Source organism: Brumicola pallidula DSM 14239 = ACAM 615, assembly GCF_000428905.1.
GTDB classification, from domain to species: Bacteria; Pseudomonadota; Gammaproteobacteria; order Enterobacterales; family Alteromonadaceae; genus Glaciecola; species Glaciecola pallidula.
Map to the genome: position 1 here is coordinate 1 of NZ_AUAV01000008.1, position 16,540 is coordinate 16,540.

Annotated in this window: 19 protein-coding genes; 6 read left to right on the forward strand and 13 right to left on the reverse strand. The window is 41.6% G+C overall.

Annotation, left to right across the window (positions count from 1 at the left end; genetic code table 11):
• A partial coding sequence (locus tag G399_RS0101610) for a response regulator transcription factor (protein WP_026843353.1) occupies positions 1 to 341 on the forward strand: 341 nt, incomplete at its 5' end.
• 43 nt (positions 342 to 384) lie between these two features.
• Here G399_RS0101610 and G399_RS0101615 read toward each other — a convergent pair.
• The 8 genes from G399_RS0101615 to G399_RS19935 all read right to left on the reverse strand — a co-directional run bounded on the left by G399_RS0101615 (position 385) and on the right by G399_RS19935 (position 8,295).
• Positions 385 to 2,043, reverse strand: coding sequence for an insulinase family protein (locus G399_RS0101615; RefSeq protein WP_006014048.1), 1,659 nt, complete (start codon positions 2,041 to 2,043; stop codon positions 385 to 387).
• Positions 2,040 to 3,176 carry a pyrroloquinoline quinone biosynthesis protein PqqE gene (gene pqqE / locus G399_RS0101620; RefSeq protein WP_006014049.1) on the reverse strand — a complete coding sequence of 379 codons (1,137 nt, stop codon included), beginning with the start codon at positions 3,174 to 3,176 and terminating at the stop codon, positions 2,040 to 2,042. Before pqqE ends, G399_RS0101615 begins: the two co-directional genes overlap by 4 nt.
• The gene (pqqD, locus tag G399_RS0101625; protein ID WP_026843354.1) at positions 3,166 to 3,441 is read right to left on the reverse strand and encodes a pyrroloquinoline quinone biosynthesis peptide chaperone PqqD; all 276 of its coding nucleotides are present in this window, start codon (positions 3,439 to 3,441) and stop codon (positions 3,166 to 3,168) included. The genes pqqE and pqqD overlap by 11 nt, the downstream gene beginning before the upstream one ends.
• Positions 3,438 to 4,193: a pyrroloquinoline-quinone synthase PqqC gene (gene pqqC / locus G399_RS0101630; protein WP_006014051.1), complete on the reverse strand. Its 756-nt coding sequence runs from the start codon at positions 4,191 to 4,193 to the stop codon at positions 3,438 to 3,440. Before pqqC ends, pqqD begins: the two co-directional genes overlap by 4 nt.
• 165 nt (positions 4,194 to 4,358) lie before the next feature.
• Entirely contained in the window at positions 4,359 to 5,276 is a 918-nt protein-coding gene (gene pqqB / locus G399_RS0101635) for a pyrroloquinoline quinone biosynthesis protein PqqB (protein WP_006014053.1), read from the reverse strand.
• 71 nt (positions 5,277 to 5,347) lie between these two features.
• Positions 5,348 to 5,419, reverse strand: a complete 72-nt coding sequence (gene pqqA / locus G399_RS22835; RefSeq protein WP_081585846.1) for a pyrroloquinoline quinone precursor peptide PqqA — start codon at positions 5,417 to 5,419, stop codon at positions 5,348 to 5,350.
• A 109-nt stretch (positions 5,420 to 5,528) separates the two neighbouring features.
• A complete protein-coding gene (pip, locus tag G399_RS0101640; protein ID WP_006014055.1) occupies positions 5,529 to 6,482 on the reverse strand; it encodes a prolyl aminopeptidase in 954 nt (317 codons plus the stop codon).
• A 355-nt stretch (positions 6,483 to 6,837) separates the two neighbouring features.
• Positions 6,838 to 8,295, reverse strand: a complete 1,458-nt coding sequence (locus G399_RS19935) for an aminotransferase-like domain-containing protein (protein ID WP_006014057.1) — start codon at positions 8,293 to 8,295, stop codon at positions 6,838 to 6,840.
• Positions 8,296 to 8,423: 128 nt separating this feature from the next.
• Here G399_RS19935 and G399_RS0101650 point away from each other — a divergent pair, with 128 nt between their 5' ends.
• The gene (locus G399_RS0101650) at positions 8,424 to 9,299 is read left to right on the forward strand and encodes an EamA family transporter (RefSeq protein ID WP_006014059.1); all 876 of its coding nucleotides are present in this window, start codon (positions 8,424 to 8,426) and stop codon (positions 9,297 to 9,299) included.
• Between the two features lie 128 nt (positions 9,300 to 9,427).
• Here the strand turns inward: G399_RS0101650 and G399_RS0101655 are convergent, their stop codons facing one another.
• Positions 9,428 to 10,006 (reverse strand): tRNA-uridine aminocarboxypropyltransferase, encoded by a 579-nt coding sequence (locus G399_RS0101655; RefSeq protein ID WP_081585841.1) that lies wholly within the window; start codon positions 10,004 to 10,006, stop codon positions 9,428 to 9,430.
• A 143-nt stretch (positions 10,007 to 10,149) separates the two neighbouring features.
• On the opposite strand from G399_RS0101655, the gene moaB reads away from it, so the two are divergent.
• Positions 10,150 to 10,662: a molybdenum cofactor biosynthesis protein B gene (gene moaB / locus G399_RS0101660; RefSeq protein WP_006014066.1), complete on the forward strand. Its 513-nt coding sequence runs from the start codon at positions 10,150 to 10,152 to the stop codon at positions 10,660 to 10,662.
• A 193-nt stretch (positions 10,663 to 10,855) separates the two neighbouring features.
• On the opposite strand, the gene G399_RS0101665 is transcribed toward moaB, so the two are convergent.
• Together G399_RS0101665 and G399_RS0101670 are read right to left on the reverse strand one after the other, a co-directional pair.
• A complete protein-coding gene (locus G399_RS0101665; protein WP_006014070.1) occupies positions 10,856 to 12,037 on the reverse strand; it encodes a benzoate/H(+) symporter BenE family transporter in 1,182 nt (393 codons plus the stop codon).
• Positions 12,038 to 12,315: 278 nt separating this feature from the next.
• Positions 12,316 to 13,152, reverse strand: a complete 837-nt coding sequence (locus G399_RS0101670; protein WP_026843355.1) for a phytanoyl-CoA dioxygenase family protein — start codon at positions 13,150 to 13,152, stop codon at positions 12,316 to 12,318.
• 58 nt (positions 13,153 to 13,210) lie between these two features.
• Between G399_RS0101670 and G399_RS19940 the strand changes: the two genes are divergently transcribed.
• The 3 genes from G399_RS19940 (at position 13,211) to tmpT (ending at position 14,867) form a co-directional block, all read left to right on the forward strand.
• Positions 13,211 to 13,480, forward strand: a complete 270-nt coding sequence (locus tag G399_RS19940; protein ID WP_006014074.1) for a DUF1294 domain-containing protein — start codon at positions 13,211 to 13,213, stop codon at positions 13,478 to 13,480.
• A gap of 60 nt (positions 13,481 to 13,540) precedes the next feature.
• Positions 13,541 to 14,146 (forward strand): acyl carrier protein phosphodiesterase, encoded by a 606-nt coding sequence (locus G399_RS0101680; protein ID WP_006014075.1) that lies wholly within the window; start codon positions 13,541 to 13,543, stop codon positions 14,144 to 14,146.
• Positions 14,147 to 14,222: 76 nt separating this feature from the next.
• The gene (gene tmpT, locus G399_RS0101685) at positions 14,223 to 14,867 is read left to right on the forward strand and encodes a thiopurine S-methyltransferase (protein ID WP_006014076.1); all 645 of its coding nucleotides are present in this window, start codon (positions 14,223 to 14,225) and stop codon (positions 14,865 to 14,867) included.
• Here the strand turns inward: tmpT and G399_RS0101690 are convergent.
• Entirely contained in the window at positions 14,847 to 15,275 is a 429-nt protein-coding gene (locus G399_RS0101690) for an acyl-CoA thioesterase (protein WP_006014077.1), read from the reverse strand. The genes tmpT and G399_RS0101690 overlap by 21 nt on opposite strands.
• Positions 15,268 to 16,458, reverse strand: a complete 1,191-nt coding sequence (locus G399_RS0101695; protein WP_006014078.1) for an iron-containing alcohol dehydrogenase — start codon at positions 16,456 to 16,458, stop codon at positions 15,268 to 15,270. The genes G399_RS0101690 and G399_RS0101695 overlap by 8 nt, the downstream gene beginning before the upstream one ends.
• Between the last annotated feature and the right edge of the window lie 82 nt (positions 16,459 to 16,540).

The window sequence follows — 16,540 nt, forward strand, 5'->3', positions numbered from 1 at the left end:
TTCACCCGCAGGGATCCCCGCCCTTTAGGGCGGGGAGGATGTCAATCAAAGATGCGCCTTCTGATTCGCTCGCCGATGCAGTGAGAAAAATTCATGCAGGCAAAATAATTGTTGCGCCTGAGTTAGTCACAGAGGCATGGGCTGTCGATGACCCGCTGAGCGAAAATGAACGTAAAGTGTTACGTTTTTCATTAGAAGGTCATTCAAGCAAAGAGATTGGAGATCTCACTTTCTTGTTCGCGGGCACTGTGCGTAATTATTTATCTGAAGCGACTTCAAAATTAGGTGCTAAAAATAGAATTGAAGCTGCTCGCATTGCTAAGCAGAAAGGTTGGTTATGAACTATATGTGGTGCAAGGTGATGCGCGTTATTTAAGCCGTTTTCTATGCATGATTAGTAGCGATAGTATTCGAAATAAACTGGGCAATAGCCTGAACTGAAATATCATTAACATCAGCATTTGCAAGTTTACGCTTTGCTAAGGGTAAACTTGTGGTAATGAATGGTAGATCCTGACTTAGCATCTGCAGCGTCTCTGTTATTATTGTTAACTTAAGGCTAGGAGCTACATCAAAGGCGCTATAAAAGACAAGGTGCCGATCTTCTGGTATGTAGTGACTGGCAATAGCGTAGCAGTGTCCTTGCGTGCGAGAGGAAAGGAATGTTGGGTATGCGTTCATAATAAAGCTAGTGAGTATGCCAAGTTCCTGTTCTTCATGACGAATACTTATGAGCAAAAGACAGTGGTCTTGATCAAACACCTTGGCTATTTGATGTTGGTTTAGTTTTTCTTCAGCCTGCCGTAGTAAAGGCGTAAATATTGTTGGTAAGGGACGGTGTTTATATTCGCTTTGCTGATATTTACCCTCACTTAAGTGCTGTGATAATTGCGTTAATATTCTATTTTTAACAGGTGATAACGGTATTGGTTTATTGCTTTTGACTTGCTTGCTTTTAATTTGCTTGATTACGGGTTGTTTCTGCAAAAGATAAGCTTCACCACGCCCAACAGTTGGTATTGTGGGGGTTTTAGGTGTGGGGGTTAAATCCACAGCAGAGTCAGGGTTGAGTGTTCCGTAATGAGTAAATAGATGAGCGATTTCAGGTGAGAATTTGTATTGTTGTGTTTTTTCTTTAGTGACTATTTCATCAGTGTTTTTTAAAACATAAGTATCTAAAGCGCCAGACAAGGCTTTTTCACAGCAGCCAAAAGGGGCAATAACGTCGAGAGCAAATTGTTGTTTGTTGTTTAGATTAAATTGCGGTAATACCAATTCGCTGTCATAGCTCTTAATCAATACACTTAAGTTTTCGTAATTGCTTGAAAAATATGCGTAAAACTGGCTATCAATCCACCAACGTAATAACTGTTTATCCTCTTCATAATGACTATTTTTCGGTAATACTTTGGGTACGTATGCTGCACCGACTTGGTCTGTGTATTTAATCGATTTGAGTAATGAGGCCACCAACGTCGATTCAATATTGCCGGTAATTAATTGCATCTTATGCGCTTGATAATATTCTCTATGATATTGAGTCACATCTGTTTGGCTTAATTGCGAGATTAGCTCAATATCACCTCCATATTGATAACATCGTTTTTCCGAGGTATCACTGCGATCAACAACACGTTGCTGCTGAACTTGCTGAAAGCTCAGTTCTCTGTGCATAACGCCGTAACAATCGCTATGGTAAATTTCATGCTGTAGATCTTGCGCAACGAAGACTGGCGCAAGTAAACCATTGAGTAAATAGTTTAGCCCTAATAAACAAGACTGCAGGGACTGGCTTTGGCAATGATAGTAGGTTTTATTGCAGTGGGTAGAGGCATTAATAGACAAGTCGGTCAGCGCGGTAAGCTGAAATAAAGATTCAGGCTGAGCAAAGGCCGCACTGCGACGAAAGACTAAGTGTTCGACCGCATGGCTAACACCACTATCATCTAGCGCAGGAGTGTCTACCACAATTAACACGGCAAAACCTTTTTCTGCCGTTATATTATGTTGTGATAAACCGCAAGCGTGCCGGTAAAAGGTCATAATTTTATGCGAACAATGTCCTCGCCTTTAAAATTACGTTGATTTACTCTTTCAAAGATCGGCTCTTTCGGGTTTTTTGCTAGTTCAATCGCTTCTTGAACTAAATGATGATCAGGGGATTTACTGCACACAGGGTCGGTCGCGTCCATGTTACCGGTCATCATGAAGGCTTGACAACGACAGCCGCCAAAATCTTTCTCTTTCTCATCACAACTTTGACAAGGCTCTGGCATCCAGCTATCGCCACGGAAACGATTAAACGCAAAATCTTGCTGCCAAATATGGCTGATAGATTTGTTTTTCACGTTAGGAAATTTCAGCGGTAGCATTTTGGCACTATGACACGGTAGCGCACTACCATCCGGTGCGATGGTTAAAAACGTGCTGCCCCAGCCATTCATGCATGCTTTGGGACGATCTTCAAAGTAATCAGGCGTAATGAAAAAGAACTTAGGTCCTTTACCATTTTGTTTATCACGAAATTCGTTTACGATTTTTTCTGCATCTACCATCTGTTTTTGTGAAGGTAGCAGATGATCTCGGTTAGCAAATGCCCAGCCATAATATTGTGCCGTAGCTAGTTCGACATAATCAGCCTTTAATAAGCAGCTTAAGCGCATGATATCTTCAACTTGGCTGATATTTTGTTTTGAAATAACAAAATTGAGCACCATTGGATAGCCCTGCTCCTTGACCGACTGCGCCATTTTGAATTTTTGATCAAAGGCATTACCGCGTCCTGCAATAATATCGTTCATTTCAGGATCAGCACCTTGAAAGCTAATCTGGATATGATCCAAGCCAGCTACTTTTAGCTTGGCAATACGCTTTTCAGTTAGGCCAATGCCGGATGTGATCAAGTTGGTGTAAAAGCCCAATTCTCTAGAGTGTTTAACCATTTGCTCTAAATCTTTGCGCAATAAAGGCTCGCCACCTGAAAAGCCCAGTTGCACTGCACCCATCGCTCGGGCTTGGGTAAATACATCTAGCCATTGCTGGGTATTGAGTTCATCCTTTGTATCACCAAGGTCCGTCGGGTTGGAACAATAAGGGCAATGCAACGGACAGTCGTAAGTCAGTTCAGCTAACAACCAAAGGGGTGGCCCAACCTTAGTTTGGGTTTCATTGTTCATAATAAAGCCATTTTTTTTCACCTGCTGCGCTTAAAAATTCGTAAATATCTTCGGTTAAATCACCAGCGTCAGGAAATTTATCATTTAATGTATTGATGATATCAACCACTTTGTTGTTACCGTCGATAAGTTGCATTATTTCTCCCGCACTGCCGTTAAGCTTAACCATACCCTCCGGATATAATAATACGTAGCACTCCTGTACTTGCTCCCATTGCAGTCGGAACATGGGATTGAGCTTTGGCTGTAGAGACGAATTTATCATTTAAGGATCCTCTTATGGTAAATTGGTTCAGCTATCAAGCCTTTATAAGGCGGGCGGTCCTGTTGATAAGCTAAGGTCATAGCGTCGAGCATGCTCCATAAAATATCCAGTTTAAACTGTAGAATATTTAATGCGCGGTCTTGTTCATCGCGTGTTACAAAGTGTTCTAGGGTTACTCTCAGGCCATGACTAACATCGCGTCTTGCTTGTGACAATCGCATCTGAAAATATTGCAATCCATGTGGCTCAATCCAAGGATAGTTTTGTGGCCAACTTTCTAATCTGCTCTTATGTATTTTTGGCGCGAACATTTCTGTAAGTGAAGAGCAAGCGGCTTCCTGCCACGTGGCATTTCGAGCGAAATTCACATAGGCATCAACAGCGAAGCGCACGCCGGGTAAAACGAATTTCTCGTCAAGTATGTCTTGTCTATCTAGTCCTACGGATTCACCTAATTGTAACCAAGCTTCAATACCGCCTAAGGTTTTATCTTCTGCATCACCATCGTGATCTATTATTCGCTGGATCCATAAACGACGGGTTTCTACATCACGGCAATTGGCTAAAATGGCCGCATCTTTGACAGGAATACTGGCTTGGTAGTAAAAACGGTTTGCTACCCAACCTTGAATTTGTTCGCGAGTACACTCGCCTTTATGCATGGCAATATGGAATGGATGATAAATATGATAAAGCTCGCCTTTACCGCGAAGCTGTTCTTCAAATTGCGCTATGGTCAACGGTTGTTTCATAAGTAAAGTACCTCTGAGTATTTTAGGTTACGTACCCAACACACATTCTTGTTTATTTTTAGCGATGACAACGATGATGCAGTATTAACTGACTGTTTTGGTAATACCACCTCATTGAGAAGCTTGTCGTCTGAATTATTCGCCCGGTTGACTAATCAAACGCGATTATATTGTTATTTCCATGCCATCAACGGCTATTTCAACACCATTGTCTAACACAAATTGATGTTGCGGTGATTCTTCGTTGAGGATCGGATTTGTGTTGTTGATATGGATTAAAATTTTGCGTTCAATATCAAATTTATTGAGTAATGCGACAGTGCCAAAGTCACCGTTCACCGGCATATGTCCCATTTGAGATCCAAGTTTAGTGCCCACGCCTTGAGCAATCATTTCATCGTCAAGCCACAGTGTACCGTCAATTAATACGCAGCTTGCATTGGCTAATATTTTTTCGACTTCAGGTGTGCTTTCGACTATACCAGGCAAGTAAAAAAGGTATTTGCCGCTGGTTGTATCCACAATCTTGAGTCCAATGTTGTTACCTGCAACCACTTTGTCTCGGTACTTAGAATAAGGCGGCGCATTTGACTCAATAGTCACTGGGACGAACTCGATATTTTCAACACCGTCGACATTAAATGCATCCGTTTGCTCATACCCGATAGGTCTAAATGTGAGACCACCATGCCAATGTTTAAGCATAGTAAACAGCGGATATGCGGAGGTTAAATCCTCGTACACAACCTCAGAACAGTAGACAGCAAGTGGTAGGCCTTCTCGTAATGTAATTAAACCTGTGGTGTGGTCAATTTGGCTATCGGTTAGAATGGCGCCACGAATGTTAGTGCCTCGTGCGCCGTGCTCTGGCCATAATTGTGGAGATTGATTAATTTGTTGACGAATGTCAGGTGAGGCATTAATTAACGCCCAGTTTTCACCGTCTGGGCTGACAGCGATAGACGATTGTGTCCGGGGTGTCGCTTTAATTGTTCCTGCTCGGAATCCTTTACAATTTGAGCAGTGACAGTTCCACTGCGGAAATCCACCACCAGCGGCCGACCCTAAAATTAAAATTTGCATAATTTCCCTGCATAAAATAAAAAGACCCTCGGTATAGTGTCACCGAAGGTCGCATTATTCTTGAAAATGTATTACCTATTGCTGATATACATTGTAACTTCAAAACCTAAACGCATCTCTTCAAATTTTGGTTTAGTCCACATAATCATTCCTCTTTTAGTATAATTAAATCGAAACCTTACCTTAATTCAGGCACAAATTGAAAGAAATCATACTTTAGATGGAGTATCGTTAATATATGGGACGAATTTTTTAATGCTGAGCCGACAATTTTTCATAAAAAGCGATAGTGGCTGCAATCAATGCATCAATAATTAAGGGCTCACTAGCCAGATGTCCTGCCGTATTAATCACGCTTAATTTAGCTTTTGGACAATAGTGTGACAGCAGCCACGCTTGTTCTACTGGACAAACAAAATCATACTGCCCGTGTATAATTTGCATCGGAATATCACGCACTTTATCAATTTGTTTTAAAATAGGGTTTTGATCAATAAAACAATTATTTACTGAGTAATGAATTTGTATTATTGCTGGATTTTTATTTATCGTCGCATCTTCACCGGGAGGCTGGTATGGCTGAATATTTAATATCGCTGACTCCCACTGCTGGAGTTTAAAGAACATATCCCGGCTTATTGCTTCGTCGCTATTTATCAACTGTTGGTAAATGTGTTGCAGTGGTTTTTGCTGCAGTTCAACGGGCAGACTCTCGACTAAATTATGCCAAGCCTGCGGCAATAGTTGAGCCGCGCCTCTGCTGCTATATGCCCAGTCAATGTCCTGTGGGCGGCCAAGAAAGACGCCTCGCAGGATCATGCCGGAGACGCGCTGAGGGTAGTTTTGCGCATAAATCAAGCCCAAAGTAGCGCCCCATGAGCCGCCAAAGATTAACCATTGGCTGATCCCAAGGTGCTCACGAATAGCATCCACATCTTCAACTAATGCTGCGGTGTTATTTTCGCTTAATTCGCCCTTTGGTATGGAACGCCCACAGCCCCGTTGGTCGAATAAAATAATGTGATAAATAGCGGGATCAAAGTAACAACGATGTTGTTCATTGCAGCCGGCGCCCGGTCCACCATGCAAAAAGACAACAGGAATGCCGTTTTTGTTGCCGCACTGCTCAATGTATATTTGATGAAGAGAACCCCGATTAAGGTGCTGTTGATCAAATGGCTCAATTTTGGGATAGAGTGAATGCAAAAATATACGCCTATTAATAAATTTATGGATAAAACGGTATTTCGATACTTCCATAGTAATACGATACGAGGGCACTATCTATAGTGTTTGCTATAGTGCTGTAATTTTCGTTTTGTGTAGACTTTTAAAATGATTACTCCCTTGTTTATGGAACCATCATTCATTAAAAAGTGGCAAAGCTATCTTTACACAGGATGACATAATTCAGATTATTAATGCATTAAAAGAAGTGTATAACGTAAATTATGATATTGCTCTGGCTCAAAAGTAACGATTATTATGGTCTTATAAAGGTAAACTCAAATATCAGGAACGGTATTTTTCCGGAACTAAAATAGCTGAAATTAGTTTACGTTTAGTGTTCGGCATTTTTTGTACAAAGTGCCCCTGAGGAATTATCAAAGACACAATTGCGCACACCAGATATAAGTTCGAGTAAAGCTTGCTCTACTGTGCGTTTTGGATCGTGCATCTGGGAAAGCTCCCACGCAATGTTCAGTCTAAAACAATCTTGATATAACTTTCGTGTAGTAAATTGTGCGCCAAACGTGATATCAATTCGTGCGTCATCAGTAAACGCTTTCAGTTTAATCTTATCCAGTCCAGGCGCTTGGATCCAAAGGACCAGGCCACCGGTGGGTATACTGACCGCTGAACCTTTGGGTAGATTCTGCAAGAGTATATGTCGATATGCACAAGCATTGCTTAGCAGTACTTTGCGAATATATTGAAGATGCTTTCGATATTGGCCTGAATTTATAAAATCGGCCAAACTAGCCTGCATGAGGCCATTTTGGCCTAAACGTTCGGTAGCGGAGACATCAACGCAAGCCGAAAGATATCGACCGGCATTACACCATCCTATACGCAGTCCATTCGCTAGTGTCTTAGATACTGAAGAGCACCAAAGTACATATCCATCCGTATCCCAGTGCTTTACAGGGAGACCAAAGGTACTGTCGTATCCTAACTCACCATAAATATCGTCTTCGATTATAGGTAAACGATATTTATTGGCCAGAGCCGCGAGTCTCTGCTTTTGAGAGATTGACAAACTGATCCCATGTGGATTCATAGAGGAGCTGCTAAATAATGCTGCTGCAACCTCCTTATTTTTAAATTTATGTTCAAGCTGCAATAAATCTAAACCGCTAGAATTACAAGGGATTTCAACCACTCTGCGGGACATAACGGAGAGTAATTTGAGTAAACCACTAAAACAAGGTGAACTGACCGCAACCGCGTCTCCGGGTTTAGTGGTGACCAATAATGCTGTGCGCACCGCGTCCATACAGCCGATACTGATAAAAATGTCGTTAGCTGCCATGGCAAATCCACTAACATTAAAATGCTCTACTATGGCGAGACGCAGTTCATGGATACCTTGAGGATCAGGATAATTATGCAGCAACATGTCACCCCGGTTTACTGTGCGTTTGATGCTCCTCTGCAATGACAACAACGGGATATGAGTGGGGCATAGCTGACTTATCCCAAATGGGCTAGATATCAAAACACCATTCTGGTAGCCACCCGACTCCTTGATGGTTGATATATGTTTTGCGCTACTTCGAAACTGCGGTTGTAGCGGGATATCACTGCGGCTAAGTGGTGTCGAAACAAAGAAACCTGATTTAGGGTGGGTTACAACCCACCCAGTTTGTTCCAGACTTCGGTAACTGTTTAGAGCAGTGGTCATGCTAACGCCTAGCTGCTTTGTTAGCTGTCGCAAGGATGGTAGGCGCTGACCATGTCGTAACTTTTGACTTTGAATATCAGCAATAAATTGTTCAGCAATGGCTTTATATTTCATAGATTACATTTTGCTTATACAAATTTTTGTACTCTTTTAATTGTAATATATTGTATCTGTTATTTTTTTTGAATCAAGCCATAATACCCTATCTAATTATTCGACATTTTGAAATGTAAGGGTGTTTCTTGAGCAAAAAAGATATCTGCATCAGTATCGCGTTAATGTGTTTATGGGGTTTTAATTTTTCTGCAATCAAAATGGGAGCGGAACAGATGGACCCCATATTGCTCACTGCGCTGCGTTTTACATTCGCAGTCTTTCCTGCCATTTTCTTTATTCGCAGACCCCCTGAGGCGCTTACGTATCTTATAGCCTATGGCGTCGTTTTTGGATTGGGCGTTTGGGGAATGATGGTATGGTCTATCACTCTTGGTGTGTCAGCCGGAATGGCGGGCCTACTGATGAACATGAGTATTATGTCCAGTTTAGCCTTAGGCTACTTTTTGCTTAGGGAAAAAATTACCGTCAATAAAATTATTGGCGCTTTTTTTGCTGTTGGGGGCCTTCTGGCAAGCCTTTTAGTTGATGATGGTTCTGTTCCCTTGAAAGCCCTACCCCTTGCCCTAATTGCTGCATTTAGTTGGAGTTTGCTGGCGTATATTGTTAAAAGTTCAAAGACCCAACACGTATTCGCATTTAGCGTATGGGGCATGTTGTTTGCACCTTTACCATTAATCATATTTGCTTATATATCAAAAGGGTCTCAGCCCTTTATAGATTTACCTACACAGCTCAATTCAGAGATTTGTTTTTCAATTTTATTTCAGGCTTATCCCACTACATTGCTCGGCTATTGGATCTGGAATAAACTTACCGTTAAATATCCCTTATCAACTATGGCCCCCTTCACACTGTTGACGCCAATCTTTGGTCTAATCGGCAGTGTTATTTTTTATAATGAAAATATTACGCCAATGAAGTTACTTTCTTTTGCTCTAATATTGAGTGGTTTAGCTATTAGTCAGTGGCAATTTAGGAAAACTGAGGTGTGTAAAATATAAATCCATCAAGCGAGGGAAACTGACTTGAAAAGTTTGAGGTAGTCGCTAACAAAATTGAGTCGCTAGCTAAATTTAGTTGCTGGCGCCTTGTAACTGCCACCTGCAAGTACCTTCAAAATAGCACTGTATTAATTTGAAGGCCAGAATGACTGCATTTTTTCAAATAAGTCATACAATGGCTTACTCGGAATGTCGTCCGTTTTCGATACCACGTATGCAACCGCTTCAAGTGTCGAAATACCATTATTAATGCTGGTTTTGCGGATACGATACATTCCTTCCAACGGTTCGTTGAAGTGAAAACTGGGCAGGCTTTGTAGCCATTCATGACTTAAATAAAGGCGCTTTGCTTTACGCCAAGTGCCATCAATGAAAAGTAAATGTTTAACTGCGGTGCTGGTGCCAAGGTTGTTATTTTGTAAGTTTGGAAAATGGTGTTCAAATGCGTGACTGTTATTGCACGGAAAAAATAGCGCAAAAGACCTTGGATCGGATAAGCAGGAATTCTGTAATTGTGTCAACCTAGTGGTATCGTCGCTTTTTATAATGCTGATATCAGTCAAACACAATGCCACTAAACGGGCGGTGTTCTTGGCATTATTCACTTCATTTTTATCCTGAAGAATAATAACCTCGATTTTATTTTCAATCTGATTAACTGCTGAGCAAACACAGGTTTTAAGCGGGTATTCGCATTTATTGCACATTGCTCGCTTTAACAAAGTAGACGCTTCCTTTTAACTACATTTACTTAACGTTTGGGGTTATTTTTGCATAAAACCGTTGTAGAAAATGCGATTGGCATTTAGGCTATACTCATCGACTAGGTAACAGTATATAGAATTAAATAATGAGCGAACAAACCTATTTAAATATAGCGGTGCTGACGATTTCAGATACCCGCAACGAAGAAACCGACACATCAGGTCATTATTTGGTTAAGGCGATGACTGACGCTGGTCATTCTATTGCGGATAAACAAATAGTGATCGATGATGTTTATAAAATACGCGCAGTTACCTCAGCTTGGATTGCGGATGAAAATATTCACGCCATAGTAACGACCGGTGGTACTGGCTTTTCGGGTCGCGACTCAACACCTGAAGCAATGTCAGTGTTATTTGATAAGCATGTTGAAGGTTTTGGTGAGGTGTTTAGGTCGCTTTCTTTAGACGAAATTGGAGTGTCAACTATTCAATCCCGAGCGTTGGCTGGACTGGCCAATAATACCGTGATTTTTTGTGTTCCCGGTTCGACCGGTGCTTGCAAAATGGCATGGAGCAACATTATTGAAAAGCAAATTAATAGCACGTATCGCCCATGCAACTTTGTTGGCCATTTAACTGAAAAATGGACCAAATAGCGGATTCTGAACAACGTTGCTCAAGTGAGATGCCAATGTCTTCGGCTTTTGAACCCGATCCGCGGGCATTTTTAAGTATCTTACCGCTGTGCAGCATTGACGAGATTGGACCAAGTAATTATTTAATTCATGACTAATAACGCGTCCGCGAACAGTCAAGTGTCTGCAATAACTTACTATAATACCGTTGAATTTAGTGCTTAAGTCGCTGAAAAGCCAACACAATAAGACCGAATACTACACCCCAAAAGGATGCCGCAATCTCAAAAAATGAGATACCCGAAGCGCTCACTAGAAAAGTCACGAGGGCCGCTTCTCGGTATACAGGTTCGACAAAAGCCGTATTTAACGAATTGGCGATGGTGCCCAGTAATGCGATGCCTGCTAAGGCCGCAATGAAAGCCATCGGAAAACTAGCAAAAAGAGCGACTACAGCGGCGCCTAGCAAACCCGCAATAATATTGAATATGCCCGCCGCAATGCCGGCAATATAGCGTTTGTTTTTATCGGGATGCGCTTCTTCACTGGTGCAAATAGCGGCGGTAATAGCCGCCAAATTGAATGTAAAACCGCCAAACGGAGCCAGCACCAAGTTAATACTCCCAACGGTAGTCAGGATAGGAGAAATAGATTGTTTTTCATATCCACTAGCTTTGAGAACGGCAATGCCTGGTAAGTTTTGAGATGTCATGGTGACAATAAATAACGGAATGCCGATACCAATCAACAAATTAATATCGAACTCAGGGCTTACCCAAATAGGCGTTGTTAGTTCGAAAGCTAGGTTCTCAGTAGCAAGTTGGCCCTGAAATATAGTGATAATTATGCCAACTAGAAATACGCAAACAATAGCGTAACGAGGTAGTACTCGTTTTGTGAGTAGATAAATGCTCAGCATTATGCCAACAAGCAGGGGGTTTAAGGCAAAGGAAGTGAAAATTTGTAAGCCAAACTGAAAAAGCACGCCAGCTAATAGAGCCGACGCAATAGGTAAAGGAATGTAGGAGGTGAGCTTCTGAAATGCGCCGGTTACCCCCACGAGAATTGAAAGAATAGCGACAAAGATAAAAATACCGGTTGCTTGCTCTATTGTTGCGCCCATTAAACTGGTGGCGAGCAACGCTGCCCCCGGGGTTGACCAAACGATAATAATTGGGCGTTTGTAGTAGGCCGATAAACCAATGCATCCAACGCCCATACCAATACCTAATGCCCAAATCCAAGATTCCAGTATTTGAGGTGACGCACCAGCAGCTTGTCCGGCTTGAAGTACTATCGCCATTGCACTGGCAAAGCCAATTAGCACCGCTATAAAGCCAGACACTGTGGCCGATAGACTCCAATCCCGAATGATGGTTTTGATGTTCAATAGCATAAACGAGGTTTGTTCTTATTCTGATTGGAATACAACCTTTACGATAGCACTCATTGCGGTATTCACGCTATCATTGAGACGTACCATTCTTGTTCAAAGATGCTTCAAGGGATTAACATGTTTAACACAACCGCTACTTTTACACGGATCCGAACAATCAAACCAACCACACTGGTTTTGGCCCTCTGGATCTCATGATGTTTTCATGTCGGATTTCCTACGTGAAGTGCACGGGACTTTTCTACTTTTAGCTTCAGTTATTGTTAGGGACGATTACCCTATGAATGTATTCTAACCGGCTTCGCCCGCAGCCAATTAAGCTCATCATATTTGGCTTGTGCGGAGGTAAGGTGCAGTGTAAAGGCGTGGCGTGATTTATTTGAGCGATTCGCTTCACTAAAATGCGGTAACGCGCCATTAAATACAACTAATGAACCGGCCTTCACTTCTAATGGTAATGCTCGGTCTTGAGTTGGCCAATCGACGTTTTCCAGTGCCAACAATTCGGTTGTATTATCCGCATAGCGTTTAAACTGTTCTTTGAGTACAAAGTCAGCCCCCTGTTTGTCGACCTGCAAACACCCGTTCTCAATATTTGCATCTTCAATTGCAAACCAAAAAGTCACTACCGACTGTGGTGTCGTAAAAAAGTAGGTGGCGTCTTGATGCCAGCGAATAACACCACCAATTTTAGGTTGTTTGAATATGTACATCGATTGGCGAATTTCTGGCGCAACCACACCTAGATCCTCAGCTATCTGAGCAATTATTTTTGCCTGACTGAATGCGGCGAACTCAGGCGATAAAACATGCAAAGCATGACCGATTTTATTGATGCTAAGCGCTTTAGTTTGTTGTAATTCGCCATCGAGTGAGAATGCATCTTCTTCAAAAAAACAGCGTATTTTGTCGTCGGAATCAAGAAAATAATCGTCGCGATTTTTATTAGACTCAGTTTGTGTAGAAAAAACCGAACGTGTCGATTGTGGATCAAAGTCATCAACAATTTTACCCGCCGCTGCTTTTAGCGTATTTATTTGTTGCTGGTTAAATAACTCATCAAGGACCAAGTACCCCTGTTGTTCAAAGCGTTGCTTTTGTTTATTGCTGAGCATCGTCACTTTTCTCATTTTTGTTATTATTACCATCTATAGTTTGTAGATTATCACGTGAATGACTTTTTTTGCTAATTTCACGATAAATTTAAAGCAAAACCAAAGTCTTGCGAACGCCGAGAGCACATTGCACTTGTTGGCATTGCTTGGAGGTTGTCTCGGAGCAGCATTAGCACAACAAGTACTGCGACATAAATCATCGAAACAAGACTTTAGAGTGATATTTTGGTTTACTGTGGTTATTAACTTAGCAGTGTTAGGCTGGCCACTGTCACATTATGGTGAGACGGTCTTGATATTGATACCAAACAATATGGGGCCGCTTTAATTAAGACGGTTTATTTGCAGTTTATTTTTTTGCATTTGGTTTTTAGGGGCTCATTGAAGTATGAATTATTTAGCGCATATTCATCTCGCTCACATCACAGACACGAGTATGTTAGGAAATTTTTTTGGTGATTTTGTAAAAGCTAGCGACCTCTCGCATCTGAATAATGAGCATCAGTTGGGTGTTCGACTACACCGCAAAATTGACAGCTTTACTGATAGTCATGCCCAAGTGAAAGCACTCAGGCGTTTGTTTCCAAAATCGATTCGGCGTATGTCAGGGGTGGTCATTGATATTTATTTTGACCATTTGTTGTGTGCGAATTGGGCTCGTTTCAGCGAACGTGAATTAGATAAATTACTGGCGCATTTTTATGATGAAGTTCAAGCGTACCCAGATAATATTGGTGACCGATTTGAACAAGTTCGCCTAGGCTTATTACGCTATCGTTGGTTGTCTGATTATCGGTATGCTGAAAGCTGTGAACGTTCATTCTTGCATATTGAAAAGCGTTTAAGTAATAGAGTCATATTTGCGCACGAAGCGACACAGTTTATTCAACAAAATGAAAATGAATTACACCGCAGATTTTTGAGTTTTTATCCTGAATTAATCGCATTCAGTCATGCTAAGGTTAAGGTACTGAAGGTTCAAATAAGTGTTTAATTAGACACACAAAGGGCTTACTAAAAACAATATTAAAAACTACTTTTAAGAATAAAAAATGAAAAGGCATCACTAAATGGAACTTGATTTTTGGCATCGTCGTTGGCAAAAAAATGAAATAGGCTTTCACGAAAGCGAGGGTAATACTTTATTAAAAGAATACTTTGAGCATTGGCAATTACCAGATAAAGCGCGTGTATTTGTACCCTTGTGTGGAAAAACAAAAGATATAGGCTGGTTTTTATCAAAAGGTTACGCGATTGTTGCGATTGAACTAAATGAAAGCGCCGTGCAAGCCTTATTTGCAGAGTTAGGTGTTGACCCCCTAATTGAATCGCACGGGCCATTATTACGCTACTCTGCCGACAATTTGATTGTTTATGTTGGTGACTTTTTTTCCTTAACAGCAAGTGACGTCGGCGATATTGATGGCGTTTTTGATAGGGGGGCCTTAGTCGCGCTACCGGAGCCACTTCGACATAAATACAGCGAACATTTACGCATGATAAGCAATACCAACAAGCAGTTTTTGCTTACTTATGATTACGATCAGGCACTGTTTGCGGGCCCCCCATTTAGCGTCACGAGCCAGACTATTCATCAGATTTACCAACATCATTACAGCATAACTCAATTGTATAGAGGTAAAATTGCAGGTGGATTTCGGTCACAAGATGAGGTTTTTGAGGGCGTTTACTTACTATTTAACACTCATGGCTGAGTTTATAGCCTGAAGCAACCTTCCTGCTATTGGCGTTGGTTTATGGGTGTGACGGTCAACGAAAACATGGGTTAAATAGCCGATAGCAGAGAGAATATTATCTTGGTTAAATATGCCAACAGCGTAATCTACAGAACTGCTGCCTACGCGTTCAACTCTAAAAGCCCCGGTGAGCTTTTGCGGAAAAGACACTGGGCTTAGGTATTCACAGCTCGACCTCACCATAAAACCAATTTGACTGTTAGTCCCAGGGTCAAAATCCGCTTTTTCAATTAAAAATTGATTTATAACCGTATCAAAATAGGAATAATAATGTACGTTATTCACGTGGCCGTAAATATCATTGTCCATCCACCTTGTGGCAATAGGCAGGTGGTAGGCAAAATCAGTTAGGTATTGGTTAGCCATTACGTTTTCCGGTGAGTGCATTGAGGTAAATTTGTTTGGCGTCTTCAAGCGAAACGGTTTTTGGATTATTAATGAGAAGGCGCGTCTGCGCCAGCGCATCGTTTGCCAGTGGATCAATGTGTTTTTCTTGAATACCTAATTCGGCCAATGACTGGGGCAATTGTAGTTTGGCTATTAATTCGTGCAAGAAGTGAATGAGGTGCTCGGCAGTCTGTAGGCTACTATTACCATCATTATCATTATCATTGCCACTGTCAGGCATAATATGTGTTGCGAGTTCAGCATATAAATCAGCACAATGGCTTTTGTTAAAGGTCATGACATGAGGTAAAACCAACGCATTACTTAGGCCATGCGCAATATGGAATTGGCCGCCTAGCGGATATGCCATTGCGTGCACAGCGCCGACAGGTGCATTCGCAAATGCTTGTCCAGCCAAACACGAACCTAGCAGCATGGCCTGACGAACTTCTAGATTTTCGCCATTAAACGTTGCTTCAACAATATTTTTAGAAAGTAATTCAAGCGCGCTTTTTGCCAACATATCGGACAATGGATTTTTTTTGATCGCGCTGGTGAACGCTTCGATAGCATGCACCATTGCATCGATACCAGTGGCAGCTGTTATGTGCGGTGGTAGGCTGATTGTTAGGCTGGCATCTAATAATGCTATGTCGGGTAAAAGCTCGGCTGACACAACCCCTGTTTTAGTTGTTGCACCGGTGGTTACAATTGAGATCGGGGTTACTTCTGAACCTGTGCCGGCGGTAGTTGGAATAAGTATTAAGGGAAATCGTTTGGCTTTAATATTGTCGATGCCGTAGATGTCGGCAATGCTCTCATCTGAATTAGCTAACAACGCAACTAGTTTTGCAGTATCCAGTGAGCTGCCGCCACCGAGGCCAATAACACCATCTATTTTTGACTGTTTTGCGTATTTTACAGCCTCGACCACAATTGCTTCCGGCGGATCGGCAACCACTTTGTCAAAGCACCAATATTGCATTTGAGCATTATTAAATGCGTTTATCACAGGTGCTATTAAGTCGTTATCAATAATGCCTTGGTCGGTCACTATGAGAGGTCGCAAGATATTCAGCGAATGACATAGTTCAGCAATTGTTGAGATAACACCTATTTCACTAATGATGGACTTGGTACTAGAAAATACGAACGACTTCATTGTTTATCCTTATCAACACGACGTTACTATATTTCCACAATCACCTGATGGTGTCACTAAGTTAGCACAAAATTATTGACTA

Excerpts from the sequence above, each read along its gene's own strand:
- pqqC (WP_006014051.1), bottom strand. The coding sequence starts at position 4,193 with ATGAAACAACCGTTGACCATAGCGCAATTTGAAGAACAGCTTCGCGGT.
- G399_RS19940 (WP_006014074.1), top strand. The coding sequence starts at position 13,211 with ATGACTTTTTTTGCTAATTTCACGATAAATTTAAAGCAAAACCAAAGT.
- G399_RS0101695 (WP_006014078.1), bottom strand. The coding sequence starts at position 16,458 with ATGAAGTCGTTCGTATTTTCTAGTACCAAGTCCATCATTAGTGAAATA.
- G399_RS0101680 (WP_006014075.1), top strand. The coding sequence starts at position 13,541 with ATGAATTATTTAGCGCATATTCATCTCGCTCACATCACAGACACGAGT.
- G399_RS0101665 (WP_006014070.1), bottom strand. The coding sequence starts at position 12,037 with ATGCTATTGAACATCAAAACCATCATTCGGGATTGGAGTCTATCGGCC.
- G399_RS19935 (WP_006014057.1), bottom strand. The coding sequence starts at position 8,295 with ATGAAATATAAAGCCATTGCTGAACAATTTATTGCTGATATTCAAAGT.
- G399_RS0101670 (WP_026843355.1), bottom strand. The coding sequence starts at position 13,152 with ATGCTCAGCAATAAACAAAAGCAACGCTTTGAACAACAGGGGTACTTG.
- pqqB (WP_006014053.1), bottom strand. The coding sequence starts at position 5,276 with ATGCAAATTTTAATTTTAGGGTCGGCCGCTGGTGGTGGATTTCCGCAG.
- G399_RS0101615 (WP_006014048.1), bottom strand. The coding sequence starts at position 2,043 with ATGACCTTTTACCGGCACGCTTGCGGTTTATCACAACATAATATAACG.
- moaB (WP_006014066.1), top strand. The coding sequence starts at position 10,150 with ATGAGCGAACAAACCTATTTAAATATAGCGGTGCTGACGATTTCAGAT.
- pqqD (WP_026843354.1), bottom strand. The coding sequence starts at position 3,441 with ATGATAAATTCGTCTCTACAGCCAAAGCTCAATCCCATGTTCCGACTG.
- tmpT (WP_006014076.1), top strand. The coding sequence starts at position 14,223 with ATGGAACTTGATTTTTGGCATCGTCGTTGGCAAAAAAATGAAATAGGC.
- pqqE (WP_006014049.1), bottom strand. The coding sequence starts at position 3,176 with ATGAACAATGAAACCCAAACTAAGGTTGGGCCACCCCTTTGGTTGTTA.
- G399_RS0101690 (WP_006014077.1), bottom strand. The coding sequence starts at position 15,275 with ATGGCTAACCAATACCTAACTGATTTTGCCTACCACCTGCCTATTGCC.
- G399_RS0101655 (WP_081585841.1), bottom strand. The coding sequence starts at position 10,006 with ATGTGCAATAAATGCGAATACCCGCTTAAAACCTGTGTTTGCTCAGCA.